The sequence below is a fragment of the Methylopila jiangsuensis genome (genome assembly GCF_027922305.1).
Taxonomy (GTDB): domain Bacteria; phylum Pseudomonadota; class Alphaproteobacteria; order Rhizobiales; family Methylopilaceae; genus Methylopila; species Methylopila jiangsuensis.
Map to the genome: position 1 here is coordinate 1 of NZ_BSFK01000013.1, position 23,833 is coordinate 23,833.

Consider the following 23,833-nt stretch of genomic DNA (forward strand, 5'->3'; position numbering starts at 1 on the left):
GTGACGGGGACGACCTACAGCGGCGACGTGCTGTTCGGCGGCAACGGCAACGACACGCTGAGCGGGCTTGGCGGCAACGACGAGCTGAACGGCGGCCGGGGTGACGACACGCTGATCGGCGGAAGCGGCGCCGACATCCTTCGCGGCGGACTGGGCGCGGACACGTTCCGGTTCGTGGACAAGCCTACGTCAAGCTCCAGCTTCGACACCATCGTCGACTTCGCGCATGGCGTGGACCGGATCGAGCTCGACAGCGCCGCCTTCACGGCGCTTGCGGAAGGGACGCTGTCGTCGAGCGCGTTCCATCTGGGCGCCGCGGCGTCGGACTCGTCGGATCGGCTCATCTACCACAAGTCATCGGGCTCGCTGTTCTATGACGCGGACGGGACCGGCTCCATCGCCGCGATCAAGATCGCGGAGCTGAGCTCGCACCCGACGCTGTCGGCGTCCGACATCTTCGTGTCGTAAGGGGCCGATCGGGCTCGCGCGAGCCTCGGGAGTGCGCCCCATGTCGGCCCAGGCCGACATGGGGCGCAGGGCTGGATGCCCGGCCTGTTCAGGCGGACGTTCATTTGTTTCTCGAGCCGGTAAACGTGTGTCCGCCTCCTAAAACGGTGAGCGTTCGTATAAATGGCGGGCCGTCTTGAGCAAAGAGGGTTTGATTGTTACGCCTTATGAATTTGGGTGAAGTATTTTACGTAGACACCGCCAGCGCGTCGCGAAATAAATCATTCCTGACGGCTCGCGCCGGCAAGGTTGGAATTTTACAGGATGGAAGGCGATGGCGACGAGGACGGGAACGAACGATCCGGAGACGTTGATCGGCACCCGCGGCGCGGACACCCTCAGCGGTCTCGGCGGCGATGACAAGCTGGTCGGCGGCCGCGGAAACGACACGCTGATCGGCGGCCGCGGCGACGATCAGCTGCTGGGCGGCGCGGATCGGGACATCTTCTCGTACCGCGAACGGGGTTTCGGCGACGACGTGATCGGCGACTTCAGCGCCGGCGATCGCATCTCGCTGACCTATTTGGGCATCGGCGGTTTCAACGATCTGATGCCCTACATCACCAACACGGCGGACGGCGCCAGGATTTCGCTGCGGTGGTTTGGTTACAACGAGTCGATCCTGATCAGCGGCGTGTCGGCGAACGCGCTGAAGGCCACGGACTTCATCTTCAACACGTCGAAGGCCGCGCTCACCGTCACGGGCACGGCGGGAGACGACGTGGTCTTCGGCGGCGCCGGCAACGACACGCTGTTCGGTCTTGGCGGCCGGGACGAGCTGAACGGTGGCGCCGGCAATGACATCCTTGTCGGAGGCGCCGGCGTCGACTTCCTGCGCGGCGGGGCCGGCAAAGACATCTTCTCCTACCGCGAGCGCGGCTTCGGCAATGACGCGATCCTCGACTTCGGCTCCGGCGACCGCATCTCGCTGACCTATCTCGGCGTCAGCGACTTCGACACGCTGAAGTCCTATTTCACGGACACGCCGGAAGGCGGCACGCGCATTTCGCTGAGCTGGAACGGCTACAGCGAGACGATCCGGATCGACGGCGTTCCGTCCGCCTCGCTGAAGGCGTCGGACTTCATCTTCAACACGTCGGTCTCGCCGCTGACCGTCGAGGGGACCAACGCCCGGGATGTGCTGTTCGGCGGCAACGGCAAAGACACGCTGCTCGGCCTCAAGGGCCATGACGATCTCAACGGCGGCGCCGGCAACGACATCCTGGTTGGCGGCGCGGGCGATGATCTGCTGCGCGGAGGGACCGGAGCGGACATCTTCTCCTACCGCGAGCGTGGCTTCGGCGTCGACGTGATCGACGACTTCGGCGCGCGCGACCGTATATCCCTCACCTATCTGAACGTCGGCGGCTTTGACCAGCTGAAGCCCTACATCTCCGACACGGCGGACGGCGCGAAGATCACGCTGGGCTGGGAGAACGCCGCGGAGTCGATCCTGATCAAGGGCGTGTCGGCGGCTTCGCTGACGGCGTCGGACTTCATCTTCAACGCTTCGACCGCAGCGCTGAACGTGCGCGGCGCCGGCCGCGGCGACGTCCTGTTCGGCGGCAGGGGCGACGACACACTGTATGGCGGCGGCGGCGAGCTCAACGGCGGCGCGGGGAACGACACGCTCTACATGTCGTCCGGCGAAAACATCCTGCGCGGCGGCGCGGGCGTGGACACGTTCGTCGTTTTCGATCGTGCCTTGGGCCGTAACGTGATTGACGATTTCGAGGCGGGAGAGCGCATCTCGGTCGCGAAGCTGAACGTCGGCGACTTCGACACGCTGAAGCCCTACATGACCGACACGCCCGGCGGAACGCTGATCACGCTCGGCTGGCACGGCCTGCGCGAGTCGATCCTGGTGAAGGACATCCCGATCGATCTGCTGACGGCGTCGGACTTCATCTTCAACACGTCCTCCGCCGCTCTGAACGTCACCGGCACGAAAAACGTCGACATCCTGTTCGGCGGTGACGGCGACGACAAGCTGAGGGGCTATGAGGGCGCGGACGAGCTGAACGGCGGCCGGGGCGACGACATCCTGAACGGCGGCGCCGGGGCGGACGTGCTGCGTGGCGGACAGGGCGCCGACACCTTCCGGTTCTCGGACATTCCGACGGGCGCGGCGCAAGCCGACACGGTCGCGGACTTCGAGCACGGCGTCGACCGGCTCGATTTCGACGGCGCGGTGTTCACAGGGCTTGCGGCGGGAGCGCTGGCGGCGAGCGCGTTCCATCTGGGAACGGCGGCGGCGGACGCCGCCGACCGCCTGATCTATGACGGCGCGTCGGGCTCGCTGCTCTACGACGCGGACGGGACCGGCTCCATCGCCGCGATCAAGATCGCGACGCTCACCTCGAACCCGACGCTGTCGGCGTCCGACATCTTCGTGTCGTAAGGTTGCGCGGACGACGGGCGCGGTCTCGGCCGCGCCCGTCGTCCGCGCGGTTATGGGCGCGTCAGCGCTCCGGCCATGTCCACGAAAACGCCTCCTGGCCGTCGGCCAGCGTTTCGCCCAGCGCCTTGCGCAGCGCGACGCTCTCCGCGCCTTCCTGGCGCAGCGATCGGGCGAGCGCGTCCGCGTGGGAGACCACGATGATCTGCGAGCGTTCCGAGGCGCGGGCGATCAGGCGGCCGAGCGGCGCCAGCAGATCGGGATGCAGGCTCGATTCCGGTTCGTTCAGCACCATAAGCTGCGGCGGCCGGGGCGTGAGCAGAGCGGCCGCCAGCAGCAGGTAGCGCAGCGTGCCGTCCGAGAGCTCGGCGGCCTTCAGCGGCCGCAGCAGGCCGTGCTGGGCCATGGCCAGCTCGAAATAGCCGTCGCGGATGTCGATCTCGACCGCGGAGCCCGGAAAGGCGTCGGCGACGGCGTCGTCGAAGGCCCGGTCGTCGCCGATCTCGCGGATGGTCTGGACGGCGGCCGCCAGATCCGCCCCGTCGGAGGCCAGCGCCAGCGTGCGCACGCCCACCTGCGGCCGGCGGGCGGGGGCGTCGCGGTCGGCGCGCAGATGGTCGTAGAACCGCCACGCCCGCATCCGTTCGCGCATCGCCAGCAGTTCGAAGCCCTGATCGGGATCGGCGCAGTGGGTCATCATGCTGTCGAAGGGGGCGAGCGTGGTCAGGGCCTGCCGCCAGGCGCCCTCCCGGTCGCGCACCCGCGCCGACGGCCCGGCCCGGAGCGCGAAGGCGCTGGCGCGGCCGAGCCGGTCGCCGGTCCACATGGCCTCGGCCTTGATCTCCGGATCGGCGTTGAAACAGGAGCCCGCGTCCGGCTGCGGCAGGCCGAGATCGATGGCGTAGCCGTAATCGTCGCCGGCGAATCCCAGCCGCAGGCCGACCGTCTTCTGCCGCTTGGAAAGGCCCTGCACCGGGACCTCGCCCCGCTTCACCGCCGCGGCGAACAGTTCCGGCCCCGCCCAGAGCGTGGAGGCAAGCCCGCCCTCCGCCGCGAGCGAGGCCACGGCGCGCCCCTGCGCCACCTCCGCCAGCAGGCGCAGCGCCCGATAGAGGCTGGACTTGCCGGCGCCGTTGGCGCCGCTGACCACGTTCAGCGGGCCGAGCGTGAGCCTGAGGTCGCGTAAGGAGCGGTAACCGGAGACGCAGAGGCGGGTGATCATGACGAGGTTGTAGCCCGTCGGCGGCGCGCCGTCAGCGCCCGCCCTTGACCCGCCGGTCCCCGCCGCTAGCCTCTCGGCCCCATCGAGAGCCCGGAGCGCGCATGTCCGCCGAGATCGTCCTCATTCCCTGCCTCAGCGACAACTACGCCGTGCTGCTGGCCGATTCCGCGTCGAACGCCGTGGTCCTGGTGGACGCGCCGGAGGCGGGGCCGATTCTGGAGGCGCTGGACGCCCGCGGCTGGGCGCTGACCCATGTGCTCATCACCCACAAGCACGCCGACCACATCGACGGCCTGCCGGCCCTGATCGAGCGTTTTCACCCGCAGGTGTTCGGCCCGAAGGCGGAAGCGGACGCCATTCCGGGCCTCGACGTCCAGCTCGCCGAGGGCGACGTGGCGGAGGCGGGGCCGTGGCGGTTCGAGGTGATCGCGACGCCCGGCCACACCAGGGGCCACATCGTCTATCACGAGCCCCGCGAGGGCTGGCTGTTCGCCGGCGACACCCTGTTCGTCATGGGCTGCGGCCGGCTGTTCGAGGACACGCCGGAGGCCATGTGGCGCTCGCTGTCGAAGCTCGCGGCGCTGCCGGCGGAGACGCGGGTGTGGTGCGGCCACGAGTACACGCTCTCCAACGCCAGGTTCTCGGCGGGCGTGCTGCCGGAGGATTCCGCCGTCGCCTCCCGGCTCGCCCAGATCGAGCGCAAGCGCGCGGCGGGCGAGCCCACCGTGCCGAGCACCATCGGCGCGGAGCGGGCCACCAACCTGTTCCTGCGCGCAGGCGAGGACCGGGTGGCGGCGGCGCTGGGCCTCGCGGGCGGCGATCCGGCCGCGATCTTCGCGGCGCTGCGCGAGCGGAAGAACCGGGGATGACGGCCGCCCTCGACGCGGACGGGATCGTCGCGCTGCTGGGACTGGAGCCGCACCCGGAAGGCGGCTTCTACCGGGAGACGTTCCGCGATCCCGCGACGGACGCCGCCGGCCGCTCCCGCTCCACCTGCATCTATTTCCTGCTGAAGGCCGGCCAGTCGTCGCACTGGCACCGGGTGGACGCGGTGGAGACCTGGCACCACTACGCCGGCGCTCCGCTGGAGCTTGGCCTGTCCACGGGCGAGGGCGTGGAGCGCCTCCGCCTCGGCGTCGATCTCGCCGCTGGCGAGCGGCCGCAGGCGGTCGTGCCGGAAGGCTGGTGGCAGGCGGGGCGCACGCTGGGCGACTGGACGCTTGTGGGCTGCACGGTGGCCCCCGCCTTCGACTTCGCCGGCTTCGAGCTGGCCCCGCCCGGCTGGGCGCCCGCGGGCGCCTGACGACGCTCGGAGCAAGCCGTCAGGCTCGAGCGTGTCCCACAGGTGTCCGGTCTGGCGTTCTGTCGATCGCGCGGTCTTTGCTGGGCTCATCGCTCCCCCTCACCCGGCCCTTCGGGCCGACCTCTCCCCGGCGGCGAGAGGTCGGCCCGAAGGGCCGGGTGAGGGGGAGAATGGCGTCACGATCAAGCTGTGCGGGGCCGGACAGTGATGACGCAAGCCCGGGCCTGACCGCCTGGATCGAGCGCCTCAGCCGCTCCTCGACGCCACGTCACTCCGCCGGGGCGAGCTTGCCCTCGGGCGTGGCGCCTTCGGCGAGCTTGTCCCGCGCCAGCGCCCGGCAGGCCACATAGAACAGCGGCGTGTAGATCAGGCCGAAGATCGTGACCCCGATCATGCCGTAGAACACGGAGGTTCCGAGCGACTGGCGCATCTCGGCGCCGGCGCCCGTGGCGAGCGCCAGCGGCAGCACGCCGAGGATGAAGGCGAGCGAGGTCATCAGGATCGGCCGCAGGCGGGTCTTGGCGGCCTCGATCGCGGCGCGGGCGCGGCCCTGTCCGCGCTCCTCGTTCTGCTTGGCGAACTCCACGATCAGGATCGCGTTCTTGGCCGCGAGCCCGATCAGCACCACGAAGCCCGCCTGAGCCAGGATGTCGACCGGCATGCCGCGCATATTGAGCCCCGACACCGCCGCCAGCAGGCACATGGGCACGATCAGGATGATGGCGAGCGGCAGCGTCCAGCTCTCGTACTGGGCGGCCAGCAGCAGGAACACCAGCAGCACCGAGGCCGCGAACAGGTAAAGCCCCGCGCTGCCGGCGAGCTTCTCCTGCAGGCTGAGCTCGGTCCATTCGAAGCCGAAGCCGGGCGGCAGCGTCTCCGCCGCCACCTGCTCCATGGCGGTCATGGCGTCTCCGGACGAGAAGCCGGGAGCCGCGGAGCCTTGAATCTCCGCCGCCTGGAACAGGTTGTAGCGCGGCACGCGGTAGGCGCCGGTGATCTCGCTGAAGCTCGCGACCGAACTCAGCGGCACCATCTCGCCGCTGTCGCTGCGGGTGCGGTAGCGGCCGATGGCGTCCACGTCCTGCCGGAACGGCCCGTCCGCCTGCGCCGCCACCCGGTAGGTGCGGCCGAGCAGGTTGAAGTCGTTCACATAGGCCGAGCCCAGATAGACCTCGAGCGTCTCGAACACCCGGTCGGCCGGCACGCCGATCATCTCCGCCTTCACGCGGTCGATGTCGGCGAAGATCTTGGGCGTGCCGGTGTCGAACGGCGTGAACGCGCGCGCCAGCTCCGGCCGTGCGTTTGCGGCGGCGACCAGCTCGTTCGCGACCGCCGCGATCTCCTCAGCCGAGGCGCCGCGTTCGCTGGTCACCATCATCTTGAAGCCGCCGGTGGAGCCGATGCCCCGCACCGAGGGCGGCAGCACGGTCACGATCTGCGCGTCCTGGATGTCGGCGAGCGCGGCGGTGACCTTCGCCCGCATGGTCGCCAGATCGAGGCCCTTGGCGGCGCGCTCCTCATGGGGCCGCAGCACGGTGAAGACGCGGCCCACGTTGGAGGCGTTGGAGCCGGTGGCGCCGTCGATGCCGCTGCTCGACACCGCGACCTGCACGCCGTCGAGCCGCTTCAGCCGCTCGGCGATCTCCACCACCACGGCGTCGGTGCGCTCCAGCGCCGCGCCCGGCGGCAGGCGCACGATCGAGACCAGCAGCGACTGGTCCTGATCGGGAATGAAGCCGGTGGGCGCGCGCATGAGCTGCCAGCCGGCGAGGCCCACCAGCCCGAGATAGGCCGCGAGCGCCAGCGCCGACACCCGCAGCAGCCGCGCGGTGAGCTTTCCGTAGCGGTCCGACAGCCAGTCGAAGCCGCGGTTGAAGCGGCGGAAGAACCACTGCAGCGCCCGCGCCGGCCAGAACCGCGACCGCGCCGCCTCGCCATGGGCGTGCGGCTTCAGCAGGATGGCGCAGAGCGCCGGCGACAAAGTGAGCGAGACGAAGGCCGAGATCAGGGTCGCGACCGAGATGGTGATGGCGAACTGCTCGAAGAACTGGCCCGGAATGCCGGGCATCAGCGCGGACGGCGCGAACACCGCCATCAGCACCAGCGCGATGGCGATCAGCGCCACGCCCACCTCGTCCATGGTGACGTGGGCGGCCTGTTTCGGCGTCAGGCCGTTCTCCAGGTTCCGCTCCACGTTCTCGACCACGATGATGGCGTCGTCGACCACGATGCCGATGGCGAGCACCAGTCCGAGCAGGGAGATGGTGTTGAGCGAGTAGCCGAAGGCGGCGAGCGCCGCGAAGGTGCCCACCAGCGACACCGGGATCGCCACGATCGGCACGATCGCCGCGCGCCAGCGCTGCAGGAACAGCAGCACCACCAGCGCCACCAGGATCACCGCCTCGATGATGGTGGCGTAGACCGCGTGCACCGAGGCCGAGACGAAGCGGGTGGGGTCGAAGTTGATGGCGTATTCGATCCCCGGCGGGAAATCCTTCGCGAGCTCCGCCATGGTGGCCCGCACTTCGTCGGCGGTGGCGAGCGCGTTGCCGCCCGGAAGCTGGAACACGCCGACGCCGACGCCCGGCGCGTCGTTGATGTAGGTGCGGTCGGTGACGGTCTGGCTCGCGATCTCCACCCGCGCCACGTCGCGCACGCGGGTCACGCGGCCGTTCTCGCTCTTGATCACGATGGCGCCGAACTGCGCCGGATCGGTGAGGCGTCCCAGCGCCTCCACGTTGAGCTGGTAGGCGCGGGAGGTGGCGGTGGGCGGCTGGTTGACCACGCCCGCGGAAATCTGCGCGTTCTGGGCCCTGAGCGCCGCCACGATCTCGCCGGCGGTCAGGTTGCGCGCCGCCGCCTTGTCCGGGTCGAGCCAGATCACCATGGACAGGTCCTGCGCGCCCAGCATGCGCACGTCGCCCACGCCCTCGATGCGGGCGAGCCGGTCGCGGATCGCGAGGTTGACGTAGTTCGAGACGTAGAGCTGGTCGCGGGAGCCGTCGGGCGAGCGCATGTGCACGGCGAGCAGCAGGTCCGGCGAGGACTTGCGCACGGTTAGCCCCTGCCGCGACACGGATTCCGGCAGGCGCGGCAGGGCCAGCGACAGCCGGTTCTGAACCAGCACCTGGGCCTTGTCGAGGTCGGTCCCGAGCTTGAAGGTGACGGTGGTTGTGAGCTGGCCGTCGCCGGTGGCCTGGGAGGACATGTAGAGCATGTCCTCGACGCCGTTGATCTGCTGCTCGATCGGCGTCGCCACCGTGTCGCTCACCACCTGCGCCGAGGCGCCCGGATAGTTGGCGCGGATGACCACCGTCGGCGGCACGATCTCCGGATATTGCGACAGCGGCAGCGAGAAGAAGCTCGCCGCGCCGATCAGCGTGATCAGGATCGACAGCACCACCGCGAAGATCGGCCGGTCGATGCAGAAATGCGCAAGCCGCATCGGCGTCGCCTCGTCAGCTTGCGGGCGGGGCCGCGGGGTCGATGGCGCCCGGCTGGGGCCGCACGGTCGCGCCGACGCGGGCCTGCATCAGGCCCTTGATCACCACGCGGTCGGTCTTCTCCAGTCCGTCGCGGATCACGATCAGTCCGTCCGGCTGCACCGGCCCCGGCCGCACCTGACGCTGCCGCACCACGTTCTTCTCGTCGACCACGCGCACCACCTTCTCGATCTGGTCGCTGAGCACGGCGCTCTCGGGCACCAGCAGCGCCTCGTAGGCCTCGCCGCGGGGGGCGCGCACCCGGCCGAACTGGCCCGGCGTCAGCGCCCCGTCGGCGTTCTGGAAGGTGGCGCGGGCGCGGATGGTGCCGGAGCCGGTCTGCAGGCGGTTGTCGAGGAAGTCGAGCGCGCCCTGGCGCGGCCAGCCCTCCTCGCCGTCCCGGCGGGCGCTGACCGGCAGCCCCTGGGTCGCCCGCGCCGCGCCGCCCACCTGCCGCTGGCGGGCGAGCAGGTCGCCTTCGGAGATGTCGAACACGAAATAGAGCGGGTCTTCGGCGAGCACGGTGGTCAGCACCGTGGAGGCGCCGTCGCCCACCACCAGATTGCCGATGTCGATCCGCCGGTCGGAGGCGCGGCCCTTCACCGGCGAGCGCACCTCGGTGAACTCCAGATCGAGCCGGGCGCGGGCGACGGCGGCTTCGGCGGCCTTGAGCGTCGCGTCCGCCGCCTGCCGCTGCTGGACCCGCTGCTCGTGGGTCGCGACCGAGATGTTGGAGCTGGTGACGAGCTTCTGGCTGCGCTCGGCGTCGGCCTCGGCGAAGGCGAGCTGGGCCCTGGCGCCGGCGAGCTGGGCCTCGGCCTGGGCCAGCGCGGTCTGGTAGGGGCGCTTGTCGATGACGAACAGCACCTGTCCCGCCTCCACCAGCGCGCCGTCGGTGAAGTTGATCTCGGTGAGATAGCCCGACACCCGCGGGCGCACCTCGACGGTGGCGGTGGGCTCGAACCGGCCGGTGAACTCGTCATAATCGGTCACCTGCCGCACCAGCGGCGTGGCCACCGTCACCGCCGGCGGGGGAGGGGCCGCGGTCTGGGCGGTGGAGGAGCCGCCGCGCCCGAGGCCGTAGACGGCGGCCGCCCCCGCCAAAGCCACGACGCAGAGCGCTCCGAGGACGCGAACCGTCCGCATGCGACAGCCTCCCAAGCTCGCGCGGGCGGGGGGCCGCGCCGATACGAAAGTAGATGATCGCGCGAAAAGACGAGATCACGATGTCGTCGCTGAAACGCGACATTGGGTCTCGACCTTGGTCCCGGGCGCGCCTAGCTGAAGGGCCGTCCCTTGATCTCTGCATCCGCGAGGCGCCGTTTTGCCCATCTCCATCCGGTTCGACAACTCCTATGCCCGGCTGCCGGACGCGTTCCATCACAAGGTGGCGCCGACGCCGGTGGAGACGCCCCGGCTGATCGCGCTGAACCGGCCGCTCGCCGCGGAGCTGGGGCTGGACGCCGACGCGCTCGACGGACCGGAGGGCGCGGAGATCTTCTCCGGCAACGCGGTTCCCGACGGCGCGGAGCCGCTGGCGGCCGCTTACGCCGGGCACCAGTTCGGCGGGTTCTCGCCCCAGCTCGGCGACGGCCGCGCCATCCTGCTGGGCGAGGTGATCGACAGCCGCGGCGCGCGGCGCGACATCCAGCTCAAAGGCGCGGGGCTGACGCGCTTCTCCCGGCGCGGCGACGGACGGGCGGCGCTCGGGCCGGTGCTGCGGGAGTACGTGGTCAGCGAGGCCATGCACGCGCTGGGCGTCCCCACCACCCGTGCGCTGGCGGCGGTTTCGACCGGCGAGGCGGTGATCCGCGAGCGCGTGCTGCCGGGCGCGGTGCTGACACGGGTGGCGTCGAGCCACATCCGGGTCGGCACGTTCCAGTATTTCGCGGCGAGAGGCGACGTGTCCGGCCTCAGGGCGCTCGCCGACCATGCCATCGCCCGGCATTATCCGGAGGCAGGCGACGCGGAGCGGCCCTATCTCGCGCTGCTGGAGGCGGCGATCGCCCGGCAGGCGGCGCTGATCTCCAAATGGCTGCTGGTGGGCTTCGTCCATGGCGTCATGAACACCGACAACATGTCGGTCGCGGGCGAGACCATCGACTATGGTCCCTGCGCCTTCCTCGACGCCTACGATCCGGCGGCGTCGTTCAGCTCCATCGACGAGTTCGGCCGCTACGCCTACGCCAGCCAGCCCAACATCGGGCAGTGGAACCTGACGCGGCTCGCCGAGTCCCTGCTGCCGCTGATGGACCCCGACCCGAACGCCGCGCTGGAGCAGGCGCGGGGCGCGCTCAAGCGCTATCCCGAGCTGTTCAACGTGGCCTATCTCGACGGCCTGCGCGCCAAGCTCGGCCTTGCGGAGGCGCGAGAGGAGGATCTCAGGCTCGCGCAGGACCTGCTGGACCTGATGGCGCGGGACCGGACCGACTACACGCTCACCTTCCGCCGGCTCGCCCGCGCCGCCGAGCGCCCCGAGGGCGACGCGGCGCTCAGGGCGAGCTTCGCCGACGCGGCCGGCTTCGACGGCTGGCTCGCGCGCTGGCGGGCGAGGCTGGCGGCGGAGGGGCGGGCGCCGGGCGAGGTCGCGGCCCATATGCGGCGGGTCAGCCCCGCGATCATTCCCCGCAACCATCAGGTGGAGGCCATGATCGAGGCGGCGGTGGAGCGCGACGACTTCGCCCCGTTCCGCGACCTGCTGGCGGCTGTCGCCGCGCCTTACGAGGACCGCCCGGCCCATGCGGCCTACGCCGATCCGCCGCCGGAGAGTTTCGGCCCCTACCGCACCTTCTGCGGCACCTGATCCGGGACGGGGCGATAAGGCGCGCCGCCGAGCCATGCGCCGCCGTCGCGGAGGTCCGCGCCGGGCGGGGCTCGACGGCATGGCGCGGCGCCGCGTAAAGCGCGGCGTGCGGCCGGATCGCGGCCGTTGCTCCAAGGCTCAGCCATATGATGCGCACCGGTTTCGCTCTCGTCCTGGCCTTGGCGCTCGCCGCGCCGTCCGTCGCGCGCGCGGCCGAGGAGTACGAGCCGCGGCTCACCCTTGACGTTCCGGCCGCCGGGCCGCGCACCGTGGCGCTGACGCTCGACGCCTGTTCGGGCGCCACCGACCTGCGGGTGCTCGACGCCCTGATCGCCGACAACGTGCCCGCCACGGTCTTCGTCACCCGCCGCTGGCTGATGGGCAACGGCGAGGCCTTCGCCCGCATCCGGGCGCGGCCGGACCTGTTCGAGATCGAGAACCACGGCGACCGGCACGTGCCCGCCATCACCGACGCGCCGGCCATGTTCGGCATTCCCACCGCCGGCTCGCTGGAAGCGGTGCGGCGGGAGGTGGAGGGGGGCGCCCGGGCGATCGAGACCGCCACCGGCGCCCGGCCGCGCTGGTACCGCGACGCCACCGCCCGCTACAGCCGCGACGCGCTCGCCGCCATCCGCGCCGACGGCTACCGGATCGCGGGCTTTTCGCTCAACGGCGACATGGGCGCTTCGCTGCCCGCCGCCACGGTGGCCCGCCGCATCGCGGGCGCCCGCCACGGCGACGTCATCATCGCCCATATGAACCAGCCGAAACGCGCCGCCGGCGCCGGCGTGGTGGAGGGCGTGCGGGCGCTGAAGGCGCAAGGGACGAGGTTCGTGCGGCTGAACGACCTGCCCGCCACCGAGAGGGACGGCGCCCCGACGCCGGGCGGCGCCGGCTGGCCCCGCGCCGTGGCGGCGAGGCCTGCGCCGAAGCTTCCCGTGGGAGCGCCTCGGCCCGGCCCGCCCGTCGCGCCGTCCATGGCGCCCGTCACGCCCCGCTGAGGAAGTCGATCACCAGCTTCACGTTCAGCGCCACGATGATCGCGGCCACCAGCGCCGCCAGCGCGCTCATCCAGCGCGGGGCCACGAAGGCCCCCATCTTGGACCGGCTGGCGGTGAACCACACCAGCGGGATCACCGCGAAGGGCAGCTGCAGGCTCAGCACCACCTGGCTCAGCACCAGCAGCTTCGCCGTGCCGCTTTCGCCATAGAGCAGCGTGACGGCGATGGCGGGCGCGATGGCGATGACGCGGGTGATGAGCCGGCGCAGCCACGGCGCGAGCCGGATGCGCAGGAAGCCCTCCATCACCACCTGCCCCGCGAGCGTGGCGGTGATGGTGGAGTTCAGCCCGCAGCACAGCAGCGCCACGCCGAAGGCTGTGGCCGCCATGGCCCCGCCGAGCAGGGGCCCGAGCAGCGTGTGCGCCTCGCCGAGCTCCGCCACCTCGGTGCGGCCGTTCATGTGGAAGGCGGCGGCGGCGAGGATCAGGATCGAGGCGTTGATCAGGAACGCGAAGGACAGCGCCACGGTGGAGTCGAGCGTCGCGAAGCGGATCGCCTCGCGCTTGCCCGCCTCGTCGCGGCCATAGGCGCGGGTCTGCACCACCGAGGAGTGCAGGTAGAGGTTGTGCGGCATCACCGTCGCGCCCACGATGCCGAGCGCGATGTAGAGCATGGCCGGGTTGGTCACCAGCTCCGTGGTGGGGGCGAGGCCGCGGATCACCTGCCCGAAGTCCGGATCCGCCATGGCGAGCTGGACCGCGAAACAGGCGGCGATCACCAGCAGCAGGCCGATGACGAAGGCCTCGATCCAGCGGAAGCCGATCCGCTGCAGCATCAGCACCAGGAACACGTCGAGCGCGGTGATGATCACGCCGATCTCGAGCGGTATGCCGAACAGCAGGTTGAGGCCGATGGCGGTGCCGATGACCTCGGCGAGGTCGGTGGCGCAGATGGCGGCCTCGGCCAGCACCCAGAGCACGAAGGCGACCGGCTTCGGAAACGCGTCGCGGCAGGCCTGCGCCAGATCGCGGCCCGCGCCGACGCCGAGCCGCGCGCACAGCGCCTGCAGCAGGATCGCCATCAGGCTCGACAGCGCCACCACCGCCATCAGCGTGTAGCCGAACTGGGAGCCGCCGGCGAGCGAGGTCGCCCAGTTGCCGGGGTCCATGTAGCCGACCGCGACCAGATAGCCCGGGCCGAAGAAGGCGAGGAAGCGCCTCAGCGGCGAGCGGCCGCCGACGCGCACCGACGCGTTGACCTCCGCGAGCGAAGCCTCGCCGGGGCGCCCCCGCCAGCCGGAGAAGGGCGTGTCGGGCATCGTGTCGGAGGCTTGGGTCATCGGGCCGCGCTTGCTCGGAGTCTGGAACGCTTTTGAGTGTCGTTCGCAACGGAGATAATTGCAAGTGGTTCGCAGAAGCAATTTTGCGCTGCGGCGTCGCGGGGCCGAGCGGGCAGGGCAAGGGCGAGGGAGCCGTTCGCAGGCCAAGACGGGCCGTCTCGCTTGCAGGTCCGGCTCCAAGATCAGGCGGGGGACCGGCCGGAACGGCGGGGAACAGTCAGAACCCGTTTGGACAAGGCGGAAGCGTGCGGCTGAGACTCCCGTCCTGACCGCGCGGAACGCGCGGGCATTCACGATTTTTCGCCGGGAAACTCTTGAACGTTCACGTCGTGGAGGCCCGAGGACCACGCTCGGGCCTGACGCCGAACCGGCTCTCAGGACTCGAGAGGAGGGGAGAGGCGGATGTCGGCCATCATTCTCATTGTATAGAAAAAGAATAGAGTTTATATGGGAGTGGAATGAGGAGAACCCCATATGGGCGTTGTGAAAAACTTTGACATGATGGCGCTGGCCGCCGCGGTCGCGGTCATCGGCGCCATCGTCATCGGGGCGTTCTGAAGCCGCTCGCCCGCCGCAGCGCTCAAGGCGGCGCAGCCTCGCAAAAGCATAAAAAACGGGGCGCTGTTCAGCGCCCCGTTTTCATTTTCATCGATCGAGAGACCCGCGAGGGCCCGTTCGGATCACTCGGCGCGCAGGTTCGCAGCCTTGGTCTTGCCACGCTCCATCACCACTTCGAAGCCGACCTTCTGGCCTTCGACGAGGGTGTGCAGGCCGGAACGCTCGACGTCGGAGATGTGCACGAACACATCCTTCGAGCCGTCGTCCGGCTGGATGAAGCCATAACCCTTCTGGGTGTTGAAGAACTTGACGGTGCCGCTCGGCATGATCGCCTCCACATGAGCAAGCGCTTGTGCGCAAAAAACCGGCGCCCGGCGGACGCCGATCGTGCGCAATCCGAATTTGGCTCGTGTCGTAGAGGCAGTAGCTTTCGGCGCGGGCGCCGCATGCAAGCCAGACAAAGCGTCCAAACATCTGATTGCTGACGCGACAATGGCGCATATGCGCCGGGTCTCGTCAAGCCGGGTTGGGAGCTTCGGAAGCCCCCCGGCGCTGGAACTTGAACGCGGTGGAATCGTTCAAGGAGATGCCGCGGCGCACCCTTCCAAGGAGACCAAGGGCTTGAAGTCAGCAGATGACGAGCCGGTGACGGAGGCTCTTACTTTCGTCGATGACGGGGTGATCCCCAACCACCCCCGCTGGCCGGCGCTGATCTATCGCGCGGCGGTCGCCGCCGACGGCGAGGACGCCGCGATCGCGGCCGAGGCGCTGTTCGGAGCGAACGGTTGGGGCGGCTGCTGGCGTGGCGGGATGTACCCTTACGATCACTACCACTCCGCGACTTCGGAGGCCCTCGCCGTGGCGTCGGGCTGGGCCGAGGTGCGGCTGGGCGGAGAAGGCGGCAGGGTGGTGCGTCTTGCGGCGGGCGACGTGGCCGTGCTGCCGCCGGGCGTCGGCCATCGCCGCGAATCGGCGAGCGCGGACGTCCTCCTGGTCGGGGCCTATCCGCCGGACCAGCCCTACGACGAGCTGCGCGGCGCGGACGGCAATGACGCGGCGCGGGACAGGATCGCGGCCGCGCCCCGACCCGCCACCGATCCCGTGTTCGGCGCGGAAGGCGGCCTGCGGCGGTTGTGGGCGGCCTGAGCGGCCGCGCCGGGCTGCGGGGCCCTCTGGGGCGGCGGGGCCGCGCAGGCCGGGCGAACGGGCGCGCGTCGCTCCATGGAAAGCGATGCGCGTCGGATCAGCCCCCGTCGGATCAGCGCCCCAGCGTGTCGCCAAACGAAAAACCCCGCGCCACCGGCGCGGGGTTTCCCGTTTGACCTTGTGATCCGCCCGAAAGGCGGACCGGGATCACTTCAGCTTGGACAGGGCGGTGTCGAAGGAGACGCCGACCATGTAGCGATCGCCGCACCAGGTGCTGACGCCGGAGAAGCCGGCGCACTCGCGCTTGGACAGGTCGCTGTCGGAGTAGCGGAAGTCGACCGTGATCGCCTTGTAGGTGAAGCCGATGCCGGCGTTCCAGGTCAGGTAGTTCGGCAGGTTGAAGCCGCCGTCGGTCTTGCCGGCCCACTGCTTGCCGAACTCGCCCGACACGTACATGCCGATTTCCGGATAGATCTCGTACGGCACGTTCAGCTTGCCGACCACCGAGGCGTAGGTGGCGTCGGCGCCGCTGTTCACCCAGTCGGCGGTCCAGAACACGGTGGCGCCGATGCTGCCCAGGTCGCCGAAGGCGTAGGACGGCTTGGCGTAGATTTCCCAGTAGTCGGTGTGGGCGGGCTTGATCGGCACGCCGCCGACGAAGGCGAGGTTGGCTTCGCCCGGGTACCAGTAGTACAGGCCGCCGATGTCGATGGTGATGGCGTCCCAGGTGTGACGCAGGCCGCCGTAGACGTCGATCTCAGCCGCCGGGTCGGAGAAGCCGTAGCCCTGGGGGAACTTGACGCTGGAGGCCCACACGCCGGCGTAGATCCAGTCGAACGCCTGAACTTCGGCGTAGCCCTGCACCGCCGGACCCTTGTCGGCCTGCTGAACGCCGCGGAAGACGTACTCCGAGGTGAACTTCACGCCGAAGGCGACGTCGATCGGCGAAGGCGCCGTCTCGATAATGGCCGCCTCAGGAGCCGCCAGGTCCGCGGCGGACGCGGCGCCGGCAACCGAAAGACCAGTGGCGCAAATCAGCGTACCAACTGCGATACCCGAAAACTTCATCATCTCTTAATTCCCCGATTCCCGTGAAACGTCAGGCGGTTGCTAGTCAAAATCGACGAGCGGCCGCCTGAAGTCGAGCCTGATTTTTGTGCGACGCACGCCATTTGGACGATTGATGCTTTTGCGCCACAGCTGTTGTTTCAGGGTGACGAAATTATGACGTGCGCTCGTCCAGCGGGTGCGTCCTCAGGCGGTGCGGATCGTAAAACGGCGTGCGGACCACATGCGCCGAAAATGTTCCGGCTGAAGAAACCACGTCGAACGCTGTTCCGATGCCCTTGAGCGAGGGCTCCACATGAGCAAGCCCGATCGACTTCATCAGATGTCGGCTGTACGTCGTGCTGTTGACTGAGCCGACGTCTTTTCCGTCCTTGACGATTCTGGCGCCCGGCTCGATCGCCTCATGGGCGTCGATTTCAATGCCCACCTGTGCGACGCGCTCCTTGCCTTTTTTTTCAGCAAGTGCGGCTTTTCCGTGGAAGTCGGGCTTGGACATGTCGATCGTCCAGTCGGCGCCCACCTCCCACGGCGTGGTGTCGCCCTGGGGCATGTCGAACGGGAAGAACAGCAGCGCGCCCTCCACCCGCACGATGTCCAGGCAGGACCAGGACGCGGGGACGACGCCGAACGGCTTGCCCGCCTCCAGGATCGCGTCCCACAGGAACGGAGCGTCCGCGGCCGAGCAGAACACCTCGTAGCCCCGCTCCGCGGAGTAGCCGCCGCGGGCGAGCGAGACCTTTTTGCCGAACAGCTCGGTCGGCGCGTGCTCGAAGTACTTCAGCTTCGGCAGGTCGAACGGCGTGTGCGGGGCGAGCGCGTCCAGCGCCAGCGGACCCTGCAGCGACAGGATGTGAACGTCGTCGTCCTTGGCCCAGGTCGCGTCCGCGCCCTCGAAGAAGCCGCCGATGACGTCCTCCAGCGATCCGCCGCCGTGGCTGAGGCGGAATTCGGTCGGCCCGTCGCGATAGACCAGCACGTCGTCGATCAGCGCGCCGTTCTCGTCCACGATGTTGGAGATCGCGGACTGGCCCGGCTTCAGCGTGTCCACGTCGGAGGTCAGCATGTGGTTGAGGACCTTCACCACATCCGGTCCGGAGACGTTGACCATGCGCAGGCCCGAGACGTCGAACAGGCCGGCCCTGGAGCGGACGATCGTCGTCTCTTCATAGGGGTCGCTGTCGTAGTTCTGCGGGATCGGCATGCCGTTCCAGTCGCTGTCGAGCGCGGAGCCGAGCGCCCGGTGGCGGGAGAACAGCGCGTTCTTGCGGGGGAAGTCGTCGGCGGTGGTGGCCATTGCGGCGTTTCCTCATGTGGGCACGGAAGGGGGTGGGCGATGGGCGCGACGGCCCGCGGGCGGTCCGTCCGGGCCGCCCGAAACGTCATGTCCGGCGGAAGCGGCGGCCCGTGGAGGCCGCCGGCCGTCATTCGGGATCGGGGAAGAAGCCCGGCGAGGTCGGCGCGCCGTCGTCGTGTTTCGCGAGATAGGCGACGGTGTCGGCGCGGTAGCGCGTCAGGCCCTTGTAGTCCGCGAGCTCCGGCTTCAGGTCGCGCAGCACGCGGTGCAGGCGCCGGCCCCATTTGGGGATGGTGACGAGCTCGTTCATCTTGATCATGTAGGCGCGGATCGAGAATACGATGGCGTTGGAGCGCGGCAGGCGCCACAGCGCCTGGAGCTCCACGCGCAGATGCACCTTGTCGCCCACGTTCTCGGGGGTGACCGTGGTCCGGTCCGCGCCCCACTTGTGGTAGTTCTCCGGGCTGGTGTCGAGCCGCGGATTGACGGTCATCGTCCAGTTGAGCCGGCGCACGGGACGGCCCTGCTGCAGGTTCAGCAGGAACTTCAGCGCCCGCTCGAAGATGCCCATGTCATGGGCCAGCGGCACCGGCGCGTGCCATTCCATGAAGTTCATGCCGATGTCGAAGTCGAGCGACCAGTCCGCCTGGGTGGTGATCATCCCGGCGTCCATCCAGAGATTGTCGAGCCGCTGGTCCAGCAGCGCGAAGTCGCCCTGGCACTGGCGGGTCACGTACTCCATCGGCGGCTGCGGCAGGGTGGAGACGTCGCCGAAGGTGAAGGCCTGGTCGATCCCGAGCGGCCGGTTGATCCAATGCCAGCGGTCGCCGTCACGGGTCAGGGTGAAGTGCTCCGGATAGTTCTTCGCCATGGACTCCATCAGGAGCTCCAGCAGGTCCCACTCCGCCGTGATCATGTGCGGCAGGGACTGGCAGCGCAGCGGGTCCTCCTTCAGCACCAGCGCCCGGTCGCGCATCTCGGAGACGTAATGCTCGTCGATGTCGATCGGGAACTCGAACGGGGACTTCACCGGCCCCGGCATGTGCTGCTCGATGTTCACCGCATACATGTACTCGTCCTTGTCGAACGGGAACGGAAAGCGACGGATCGCCTCCGGGCTGTTCGAGAAGGTGAAGTCGTCGCGGAAGGTTTCCTGCTTGAACTGGATGGTCATGGGCGTTTCCGTTCAATTCGGGGCAATTCTGAAAGGCCGGGGCCGGGACAGAAGGGGCGCGGTCAAAGGTCCAGAACCAGCTCGCGGCCCTTGAGGCGCGAGACGCAGAGCATGATCTTGGCGCCGGACGCCCGGTCGGCCTCGGTGAGGTAATGGTCGTTGTGGACGAGTTCGCCGTCCGCCTCGATCACCGCCGCCTCGCACTGGCCGCAGGCGCCGCCGCGGCACAGGAACGGCGCGTCGACTCCGGCCTGCTCCAGCGCCTCCAGCAGGCTCTGGTCGCCGCGGACCTCGCAGGCGATGCCGGCCTTCGCGAGCCGCACCGAGAACGGCTCGCCGGTCGGCGGCGCCTGGAAGCGCTCGGAATGAAGGTTCTCCTCGGGCCACCCGGCCTCGCGCCCGCCTTCGAGGATCGCCTCGATCATGCCCGCCGGGCCGCAGACATAGAGATGCGCGCCGAGCGGCTGGTTGGGCAGGATGGCGTCCACCGCGAGCGTTTCCTGGAAATCGTCGCGGTAGAGCTTGAGCTTGTCGCCGTGGCGGGCGCGCAGTTCGTCCACGAAGGCGCCGCTCGACGTGTTGCGCATGGCGTAATGGATTTCGTAGGACGCGTCGGTGCGCCTCAGCTCTTCCGCCATGGCGAAGATCGGCGTGATGCCGATGCCGCCGGCGATCAGCAGGTGCTTGCGCCCGGCGTGGACCAGCGGGAACAGGTTCACCGGCATGGTGATCTTCAGCTCGGTTCCGACCGTGACCTGCTCGTGCATGAAGGCCGAGCCGCCCCGGGACTGGGGCGTGCGCAGCACGCCGATGCGGTAGCTGGAGCCGTCCTCGGCCCGGTCGATCAGCGAATAGGCGTTGCGGATGGTGCGGTCCGCCGCCGGCATCAGCACCACCACATGGGCGCCGGAGGAGAACGGCGGCAGCGGCTCGCCCGAGACGGGCGCGAACCGGAACCGTTTCACAGTCGCGGTCGCCTGCTCGATCTCGACCACGCGCACGGGAATCTCGATGCCGCCGCTCATCGGAACAGCTCCTCAGCCGGGGGAATCTCGCCTGGAACCTCGGCGTCCACGCAGACGCCCTGGAAGGCTCCAAGACGGCGCGAATAGTGGTCGCGCACGAACAGGTTGAGCCCGCAATGCGAGCAGACGAAGGGGGAGGCGGTGACGTTCTCGGTCATGCCCTTGCAGTGGACGCACTGGACGCGCCGGGCGAGCGAGCCGCGGTGCTCGGTGCGCACCGACTGCGGATCGACGCCGTGGGCCTGGGCGAGGGCGACCACCTTGCCGATGAAGCCTTCGGTTCCGGCCACGTAGATGCGCGTGCCCATGGTGGCGGTCTGGAGGATGACCTCCAGCCGGTTCAGCAGGGTGGGCTGCGTCGGCAGCGGGTGGAAGCCGTCGGGGCGGAGCGCGGCGAGTTTGGCGCCATGCTCCTGTCCCGCCGAGCCGCCGGGCGCGTAGAGCAGGGTGGCGCGGGCGAGCGCCGCGTCCTCGCCCGCGAGCATGTCCAGCACGGCGAGCGCGCCTTCGCCTTCCGCCGCGACGAGGTGGCGCTTCGCCCTCCCGTCCAGCCTCAGGCCCTCGTAGATCGGTCTGCTCTTGATGGTCGCGGCCAACATCTCAGGCAAGGTCTCCGGCTGCTTCAGGTCGTGCCCTGGCGCGGAGGCAAGCTCCGCGCCAGGGCGATCGTCGTCAGAAGTGGAAGATGGCGTTGGCGATCAGCACCGTGGCGACGCCGGCGGCGAGCGTGAGGTAGGGCAGCATGCCCGCCTTGCGGTCGGCCTTCAGCGCGCCGGTTCCGCCCACCTTCAGATCTTCGAGCATCTGGGCCGGGAAGTGGCCCTTGTCCTGCACGTAGTGGCGGTAGAAGAACACCGGGATGATCAGGGCCGCGGTGATGAGGCCCGCCCACAGCGCCATCGGGTTCCAGACCTTCGCGCCGGCGCCCATGAACACCGCGTTGACGAAGGCGAACACGCCGCCGAGCGCGATGATGAAGGTGGGCGCCCGGAAGGGCCGCTCGATGTGGCCGTTGTCGATGCGGTGGATCCAGCCCGAGTTCAGGTTCAGGAAGTTGAAGATGATGTAGCCGCAGTTCGACACCGCCAGGATGAAGAAGAACGACGTGGCGTCGGCGCAGGCGATTGCGAGCAGCACCAGGTTGACGCCGAGGTCGGTCCACATGGCGGCGGTGGGCGCGCCGTGGTCGTTCACATGGCTGAGGTAGCGCGGCAGCCAGCCGTCCACCGAGCCCTGGTAGAGGGTGCGCGACGAGCCGGCCATGGCCGTCATCAGGCACAGCATCAGCGCGAGGATCATGAGCATGACCAGCGCGTTCTCGACGATGGGGCCGCCGCCGACCATGTGGGCGAGCGCCGCCGCCACGCCCGAGCCGTCCACGATCGGGGTCTCGAGCATGCCGGTGAGGCCGAGCTCGCTCTGGAAGGTGAAGGGCACGATCACGAAGATCGCGGTGCAGAGCAGGCCCGAATAGAAGATCGCCTTGAAGGTGTCGGTCTTCGGGTTCTTGAACTCGCGCGTGTAGCAGATCGCGGTCTCGAAGCCGTAGGTCGACCAGGCGGCGATGAACATGCCGCCGAGCACCAGCGTCCAGCCCGGGATGTTCCAGGCGCCGGGCTCCGGCTTGTAGGCTTCGGCCAGCGGCACGAAGGGCGAGAAGTTCGACCAGTTCACGCCGTGCTGCAGCAGCGGCGCGACGCCGACGATGGCGAGCGGGATGATGACCAGCAGGCCGATGTACTTCTGCACCCGCGCGGTGGAGAGGATGCCGCGATGCTGGACCGCGAAGGTGCCGAGCATCAGCGCCGCGCCGATGAAGAAGGCGGAGTTCAGCGAGAACGACACCGGGCCAAGCGTGCCGGAGGCGAGCGTCCAGGTGCGCAGGACGGAGGTCGTGTCCGGCGCGATGGCGTTCAGGATTTAGGCCGCCGCGATGGAGCAGCCGAGCGACAGCACCGGCGTCCAGGCGAACCAGTTGCACCACACCGACAGCGGCGCGATCGGCTTGGCGTAGCGCACCCAGGCCGCCGCGCCGTAGATGGAGGCGCCGCCGGACTTGTTCGGGAACAGGCCGGCGATCTCGGCGTAGACGAAGGACTGGAGCAGGCCCATCAGCATGGAGGCCGTCCAGATGGCGAAGGCGGGCGTGCCGGTGGTGCCGGCGATGCCGCCGATGGAGAACAGGACCAGCGGCGGCACGCCGCTCGCGACCCAGAAGGCGCCGGTCCAGGAAATGCTGCGATGAAGCTGCTGGCCGCTGTCCGCGGCCGCGCCTCCCGTGGCTGCTATGCTCATGCTCGTCCCCGTTTCATCACCCACGGGCGCGCGCGCGTCCCGGCGTTTCCTCGTCACGCCGGTTTGCGGACCGCCCCGGCGGCTGCTCTTTTTTCAACTGCTTTTCAGGTCCGTCCGCCTTTGGCCGGCGTGTTTGGCCGCCGTTCCGAAGACGCTCCGCCGGGCGTCTCCGTCCGGCCTGCGCCACGGATCATGCAGGCTTTAACGTCGATGTCAAAAGTTTTTCCCGTGAGGAAAAAGTAGGCGCCATCTGCGGCGGGACGTCGCGGCGTCACCGCCGGAGCGCGTCCCGGCGGTCCAGCGCCGCGGCGCGGTACGCGTCGGGCAGGGACAGCGCCCAGACGAAGGCGCCGGCGGCGTGCCGGCCCAGAAAGGAGGCGTCTTCGGGCGCGATCCTGGTGGATAGCCAGCCGAGCAGCAGCGTGAAGAAGGCGAAGCCGAGGCCCCGCCCGGCGCGGCCGATGAGGACATGGCCGGCCCCCGGCGCGAGCGCCGCGGCCAGCAGGACGAGGCGGGGGTCAGGCGGCCTGCGCATGGTCGCCTCCGGCGCTGGCGGCGCGGATGGCGCCGGCGACGCCGAGAGCCCTGTCGAGCAACGCTTCGATTTCGCCGGCCGGCAGGCGCTCCATGTCGAACCGCAGGTCCCGGAACAGCAGATAGGCCCCCCGCCGCCCCTGCGCCGCCTGCCAGACGAGGCGGACGCCGCTCGGCCCCGCGAGCAGAGCCTTGCAGCGGGGTTCGGCCAGCGTCGGGGCCAGCGCCTCGGCGATGCGGGGCAGGGCGCTCTCCGCTTCGGGCTCGCCCCGGAGCGCGGTGTCCTGCGGCCAGTCCGGCGGCGGCGCGAAGGCGCGGGGCAGGCCGCCGCCGGCGGCGAAGAACTCCGCCCCGGTCGGACGGCGCAGGGCCTCGAAGGCGGCGTCGAGGCCGGCGTCGGCCTTGAGCGTCACGACGATCCAGAGCTGGGGCAGGCGGCGAAAGGCGAGCGCCTCGGCGATCGGCGTCAGCGCCGCCTCGTGGCTGCGCCAGCGCCCGCGCAAGACGCCGTAGCCGCTCGGGGTCGGCGCGATGCGCCCGCCCTCCAGCAGCGCCACGCCTTCGGCCAGGAACGCGTGCTGAAGGGCCGCCCGGCGCTGGGCGGCCCTCAGCAGCAGGATCGCGCCGCCGGCGGCCGTCAGGCCGCAGGCGGCGACGAGCAGGAGCGCGGCCATGGGCGCCATC

At 69.7% G+C, this 23,833-nt stretch carries 19 protein-coding genes and 1 pseudogene; 7 read left to right on the forward strand and 13 right to left on the reverse strand.

Annotated elements, in window-relative coordinates; translation table 11 throughout:
- Together PKE85_RS12065 and PKE85_RS12070 are read left to right on the forward strand one after the other, a co-directional pair.
- A partial coding sequence (locus PKE85_RS12065; RefSeq protein ID WP_271205009.1) for a M10 family metallopeptidase C-terminal domain-containing protein occupies positions 1 to 468 on the forward strand: 468 nt, incomplete at its 5' end.
- 313 nt (positions 469 to 781) lie between these two features.
- On the forward strand, positions 782 to 2,908 hold the full coding sequence (locus PKE85_RS12070) for a calcium-binding protein (protein ID WP_271205010.1): 2,127 nt from the start codon (positions 782 to 784) through the stop codon (positions 2,906 to 2,908).
- Positions 2,909 to 2,969: 61 nt separating this feature from the next.
- On the opposite strand, the gene PKE85_RS12075 is transcribed toward PKE85_RS12070, so the two are convergent.
- On the reverse strand, positions 2,970 to 4,127 hold the full coding sequence (locus tag PKE85_RS12075; RefSeq protein WP_271205011.1) for an AAA family ATPase: 1,158 nt from the start codon (positions 4,125 to 4,127) through the stop codon (positions 2,970 to 2,972).
- Positions 4,128 to 4,228: 101 nt separating this feature from the next.
- On the opposite strand from PKE85_RS12075, the gene gloB reads away from it, so the two are divergent.
- Both gloB and PKE85_RS12085 read left to right on the forward strand, forming a co-directional pair.
- Positions 4,229 to 4,996, forward strand: a complete 768-nt coding sequence (gene gloB / locus PKE85_RS12080) for a hydroxyacylglutathione hydrolase (RefSeq protein ID WP_271205012.1) — start codon at positions 4,229 to 4,231, stop codon at positions 4,994 to 4,996.
- Positions 4,993 to 5,430: a cupin domain-containing protein gene (locus PKE85_RS12085; RefSeq protein ID WP_271205013.1), complete on the forward strand. Its 438-nt coding sequence runs from the start codon at positions 4,993 to 4,995 to the stop codon at positions 5,428 to 5,430. The genes gloB and PKE85_RS12085 overlap by 4 nt, the downstream gene beginning before the upstream one ends.
- 268 nt (positions 5,431 to 5,698) lie before the next feature.
- Here the strand turns inward: PKE85_RS12085 and PKE85_RS12090 are convergent, their stop codons facing one another.
- Together PKE85_RS12090 and PKE85_RS12095 are read right to left on the reverse strand one after the other, a co-directional pair.
- Entirely contained in the window at positions 5,699 to 8,875 is a 3,177-nt protein-coding gene (locus PKE85_RS12090) for an efflux RND transporter permease subunit (RefSeq protein WP_271205014.1), read from the reverse strand.
- Positions 8,876 to 8,888: 13 nt separating this feature from the next.
- On the reverse strand, positions 8,889 to 10,058 hold the full coding sequence (locus PKE85_RS12095) for an efflux RND transporter periplasmic adaptor subunit (RefSeq protein ID WP_271205015.1): 1,170 nt from the start codon (positions 10,056 to 10,058) through the stop codon (positions 8,889 to 8,891).
- Positions 10,059 to 10,236: 178 nt separating this feature from the next.
- Here PKE85_RS12095 and PKE85_RS12100 point away from each other — a divergent pair, with 178 nt between their 5' ends.
- A complete protein-coding gene (locus PKE85_RS12100; RefSeq protein WP_271205016.1) occupies positions 10,237 to 11,715 on the forward strand; it encodes a protein adenylyltransferase SelO in 1,479 nt (492 codons plus the stop codon).
- A gap of 146 nt (positions 11,716 to 11,861) precedes the next feature.
- Positions 11,862 to 12,716: a polysaccharide deacetylase family protein gene (locus PKE85_RS12105; RefSeq protein WP_309299080.1), complete on the forward strand. Its 855-nt coding sequence runs from the start codon at positions 11,862 to 11,864 to the stop codon at positions 12,714 to 12,716.
- Here PKE85_RS12105 and PKE85_RS12110 read toward each other — a convergent pair.
- Positions 12,703 to 14,055 (reverse strand): Nramp family divalent metal transporter, encoded by a 1,353-nt coding sequence (locus PKE85_RS12110; RefSeq protein WP_428981351.1) that lies wholly within the window; start codon positions 14,053 to 14,055, stop codon positions 12,703 to 12,705. The two genes, PKE85_RS12105 and PKE85_RS12110, sit on opposite strands and share 14 nt — an antisense overlap.
- 680 nt (positions 14,056 to 14,735) lie before the next feature.
- Positions 14,736 to 14,939, reverse strand: coding sequence for a cold-shock protein (locus PKE85_RS12115; RefSeq protein WP_271205017.1), 204 nt, complete (start codon positions 14,937 to 14,939; stop codon positions 14,736 to 14,738).
- 295 nt (positions 14,940 to 15,234) lie between these two features.
- On the opposite strand from PKE85_RS12115, the gene PKE85_RS12120 reads away from it, so the two are divergent.
- The gene (locus PKE85_RS12120) at positions 15,235 to 15,759 is read left to right on the forward strand and encodes a cupin domain-containing protein (RefSeq protein ID WP_271205018.1); all 525 of its coding nucleotides are present in this window, start codon (positions 15,235 to 15,237) and stop codon (positions 15,757 to 15,759) included.
- Positions 15,760 to 15,966: 207 nt separating this feature from the next.
- On the opposite strand, the gene PKE85_RS12125 is transcribed toward PKE85_RS12120, so the two are convergent.
- The 8 genes and pseudogenes from PKE85_RS12125 to PKE85_RS12160 all read right to left on the reverse strand — a co-directional run bounded on the left by PKE85_RS12125 (position 15,967) and on the right by PKE85_RS12160 (position 23,823).
- Positions 15,967 to 16,830 (reverse strand): TorF family putative porin, encoded by an 864-nt coding sequence (locus PKE85_RS12125; protein ID WP_271205019.1) that lies wholly within the window; start codon positions 16,828 to 16,830, stop codon positions 15,967 to 15,969.
- Between the two features lie 151 nt (positions 16,831 to 16,981).
- Complete coding sequence (locus tag PKE85_RS12130) at positions 16,982 to 18,121, reverse strand: aminomethyl transferase family protein (protein WP_271205020.1); 1,140 nt, start codon at positions 18,119 to 18,121, stop codon at positions 16,982 to 16,984.
- A 127-nt stretch (positions 18,122 to 18,248) separates the two neighbouring features.
- Positions 18,249 to 19,295, reverse strand: a complete 1,047-nt coding sequence (locus PKE85_RS12135; protein ID WP_271205021.1) for a heme-dependent oxidative N-demethylase family protein — start codon at positions 19,293 to 19,295, stop codon at positions 18,249 to 18,251.
- A 62-nt stretch (positions 19,296 to 19,357) separates the two neighbouring features.
- Positions 19,358 to 20,320: a PDR/VanB family oxidoreductase gene (locus PKE85_RS12140; RefSeq protein WP_271205022.1), complete on the reverse strand. Its 963-nt coding sequence runs from the start codon at positions 20,318 to 20,320 to the stop codon at positions 19,358 to 19,360.
- Complete coding sequence (locus PKE85_RS12145; protein WP_271205023.1) at positions 20,317 to 20,919, reverse strand: dimethylamine monooxygenase subunit DmmA family protein; 603 nt, start codon at positions 20,917 to 20,919, stop codon at positions 20,317 to 20,319. The genes PKE85_RS12140 and PKE85_RS12145 overlap by 4 nt, the downstream gene beginning before the upstream one ends.
- Before the next feature lie 73 nt (positions 20,920 to 20,992).
- Positions 20,993 to 22,615, reverse strand: a pseudogene (locus PKE85_RS12150) (trimethylamine N-oxide permease).
- 271 nt (positions 22,616 to 22,886) lie between these two features.
- Complete coding sequence (locus PKE85_RS12155) at positions 22,887 to 23,150, reverse strand: hypothetical protein (protein ID WP_271205024.1); 264 nt, start codon at positions 23,148 to 23,150, stop codon at positions 22,887 to 22,889.
- Positions 23,134 to 23,823: a hypothetical protein gene (locus PKE85_RS12160; RefSeq protein ID WP_271205025.1), complete on the reverse strand. Its 690-nt coding sequence runs from the start codon at positions 23,821 to 23,823 to the stop codon at positions 23,134 to 23,136. Before PKE85_RS12160 ends, PKE85_RS12155 begins: the two co-directional genes overlap by 17 nt.
- Positions 23,824 to 23,833 lie beyond the last annotated feature (10 nt).